The sequence below is a fragment of the Agromyces humi genome, from assembly GCF_009720255.1.
GTDB classification, from domain to species: domain Bacteria; phylum Actinomycetota; class Actinomycetes; order Actinomycetales; family Microbacteriaceae; genus Agromyces; species Agromyces humi.
The window spans coordinates 1-2,767 of sequence record NZ_WJSP02000449.1 but is presented as its reverse complement, the minus strand read 5'-3'; the positions used below and the strand labels follow the sequence as shown (position 1 = coordinate 2,767).

The 2,767-nt window shown below is 72.5% G+C and carries 4 protein-coding genes; 1 reads left to right on the top strand and 3 read right to left on the bottom strand.

What is annotated here, in order from left to right; translation table 11 throughout:
- On the bottom strand, nt 1-384 hold a 384-nt coding region (locus GH736_RS20735), incomplete at its 3' end, for a GntR family transcriptional regulator (protein WP_159606687.1).
- A 120-nt stretch (nt 385-504) separates the two neighbouring features.
- Here GH736_RS20735 and GH736_RS20730 point away from each other — a divergent pair.
- Nucleotides 505-1,512 carry an aldo/keto reductase gene (locus tag GH736_RS20730; RefSeq protein WP_159606685.1) on the top strand — a complete coding sequence of 336 codons (1,008 nt, stop codon included), beginning with the start codon at nt 505-507 and terminating at the stop codon, nt 1,510-1,512.
- Nucleotides 1,513-1,657: 145 nt separating this feature from the next.
- Here GH736_RS20730 and GH736_RS20725 read toward each other — a convergent pair whose 3' ends face one another.
- Together GH736_RS20725 and GH736_RS20720 are read right to left on the bottom strand one after the other, a co-directional pair.
- The gene (locus tag GH736_RS20725) at nt 1,658-2,455 is read right to left on the bottom strand and encodes an HAD-IIA family hydrolase (protein WP_159606683.1); all 798 of its coding nucleotides are present in this window, start codon (nt 2,453-2,455) and stop codon (nt 1,658-1,660) included.
- Nucleotides 2,456-2,507: 52 nt separating this feature from the next.
- The coding region (locus GH736_RS20720) for a FeoA family protein (protein WP_162529584.1) at nt 2,508-2,767 on the bottom strand (260 nt) is incomplete at its 5' end.

Below are 2,767 nucleotides of genomic sequence, written 5' to 3'. Positions count from 1 at the left end.
CGGCACGTGGCGCAGGTCGGGCACGCCCGGCCCGAGGTCGTACGTCGGCCGCCGGTACTCGGCGCGAACCGAACCCGAATCAGCCGATTCGAAGGTCGGCGGATGCCACGAGCCGGCCGCCACCCGGGTCGCGGCGCCGACCGTGGCGTCGAGGAGCCCCTCGGCGACGAGTTGCCCATACGCCTCGGTCACCACCCACCGGGAGACGCCCAACGTCTCCGCGAGCGTCCGGCTCGGAGGCAGCGCGGCGCCGGCGGGGATGCGACCTGCCTGCACGGCCTCGCGGATGGCGCCCTCGAGGCGATCGCGCAGCGCGGCGGTGGAATCGCCGAGGTCGAGCAGGGTCTCCCACGCGAGGGTCGGCGCGGCGGGCGGTCGCGGCATCCGGACCCCCTTCGCGTGCACGGCCATCGAATTGGTCTGGCCATACGGTAGTCGATTGGAGTGTATGCCCGTGCCGATCCGTTCGTACGCTCGATCCATCACCGGATCGAAAGGATCACCATGCGCTACCGCACCATCGGCGACGGACGCACGTCGTTCGACGTCTCCACCCTCTGCCTCGGCACCATGTGGATGGGCACCCGCACCGACGAGGCCACCTCGTTCGCCATCCTCGACCGCTTCGTCGAGGCCGGGGGCACGTTCCTCGACACCGCCAACAACTACAACGCGTGGGGCTTGGGCCACGGCCACGACAGCGAGGACGTCATCGGCCGCTGGCTCGCCAGCCGCAGCATCCGCGACCGGGTCCGCATCGCGACGAAGCTCGGCGCGGCGAAGAAGGACCCCGCGCTGCCGCTGTCGACGAGCGAGCCCACCAATTACCAGGGCCTCGCCGCCGACATCATCGCCCGGGAGTCGCGTGAGAGCCTTCGCCACCTCGGCGTCGACCACCTCGACGTGCTCTACGGCCACGTCGACGACCGCGACACCCCGCTCGCCGAGACTGTCGGCGCCTTCGGCGAGCTGCAGGACGCCGGGCTCGTCGGCATCACCGGCATCTCGAACGTCGCGGTGTGGCGCGTGGTCGAGGCACGCGAGGAGGCGATCAGGCAGGGCATCGCGCCGTACGGGCTCGTGCAGCAGCAGTACAGCTTCATCCACCCGGCGCCGAAGCCTGGCCGCATGAACTTCGTCACGCCCGAGCTGCTCGACTACGCCGCCGCCAGCGGGGTCGACGGCCGGCCGCCGCTGGCCGTGACGGCGTACTCGCCGCTGCACCAGGGCTCGCTCGCCCGACCCGACAAGCCGCTCTGGGGCGGCGTCGACCACCCCACGACGCACGCACGGATCCGGCTGCTGCACGAGGTCGCCCGCGACGTGGGCGCGACGCCGAACCAGGTCGCCCTCGCCTGGCTCCTGGGCGGCGAGGTGCCGGTCATCCCCGTCGTCGGGGCCTCCAGTGTCGCGCAGCTCGACGAGATCCTCGGCGCGGCCGAGCTCGACCTCGACGCGTCGGTGCGCGAGCGCCTCGACGCCGAGCCCATGGAGCGGCTCGCGGCGGCGTGAGCCCGGGGCGCTGGCCGGCGCCATCCCACCCGGCTCGGCGCGCGGCGGGAGGAGTTCGGCGCGAGGGGAGGTCGGAACCGGGGCATCCGACCTCCCCCCGGCCGGATCGCCTCCGCCGGCGCCGCGCGCCGCCGCGGAGCGCCCCCTACAGCTCGACCTCGACCGGCTCCGCCCGCACGAGCTCGTGCACGCCCGAGAGGATCTCCTCGGGCCGGAACGGGTACCGCTCGATCTCGGCCTGATCGCTGATGCCCGTGAGCACGAGCACCGTGTGCAGGCCGGCCTCGATGCCGGCGACGATGTCGGTGTCCATGCGGTCGCCGATCATCGCCGTGTTCTCGGAGTGCGCGCCGATCTTGTTGAGCGCCGAGCGGAACATCATCGGGTTCGGCTTGCCCACGACGTAGGGCTCCTTGCCGGTCGCCTTCGTGATCAGCGCGGCGATCGCGCCGGTGGCCGGCAGCGGGCCGTCGGCCGAGGGCCCCGTGGCATCCGGATTCGTCACGATGAACCGGGCGCCGTTGCCGATCAGGCGGATCGCCTTCGTGATCGCCTCGAAGGAGTAGTTGCGGGTCTCGCCGACCACGACGAAGTCGGGAGCGGTCTCGGTCATGACGAAGCCGGCCTCGTGCAGCGCGGTCAGGATTCCGGCCTCGCCGATGACGAACGCCGTGCCGCCGGGCAGCTGCTGCTTGAGGAAGTCGGCCGTGGCGAGCGCCGAGGTCCAGATGCGGTCCTCGGGCACGTGCAGCCCGCTCGCCCGCAGCCGCGCCGAGAGGTCGCGGGCCGTGAAGATCGAGTTGTTCGTGAGCACGAGGTAGGGCGTGCCGGCGTCCTCCCACTGCTGCAGCAGCTCGGCGGCGCCGGGCAGCGCGTGGTTCTCATGCACGAGCACGCCGTCCATGTCGGTCAGCCAGCACTCGACTTCATCACGTCGTCCCATGCGCCAAGCCTAGGCCGACGACATGAGCGGTCCACGATCGGTGGACCAGCGGCTACGCCGTGACCCAGATCGACTCGGCGGCGGCGCGCGGCAGCATGTGTGCTGGGGGCTCGCCGGCCCCGTCCACCTCGCCGACGCTCACGTGCACGGATGCCGCCGCGACATCCGTCACCCGCAGGACCGTGTCGAGGCCGATGCCGGCGTCGTCGAGCGCGCGGAGCACGGCGGGGTCGCGGTCGCTGATGCGCACGACGGCGCCCCGGTGCCCAGGGGCGGCGTCGGCGAGGAGCACGGCGTCGCCCTCGGCGAGGC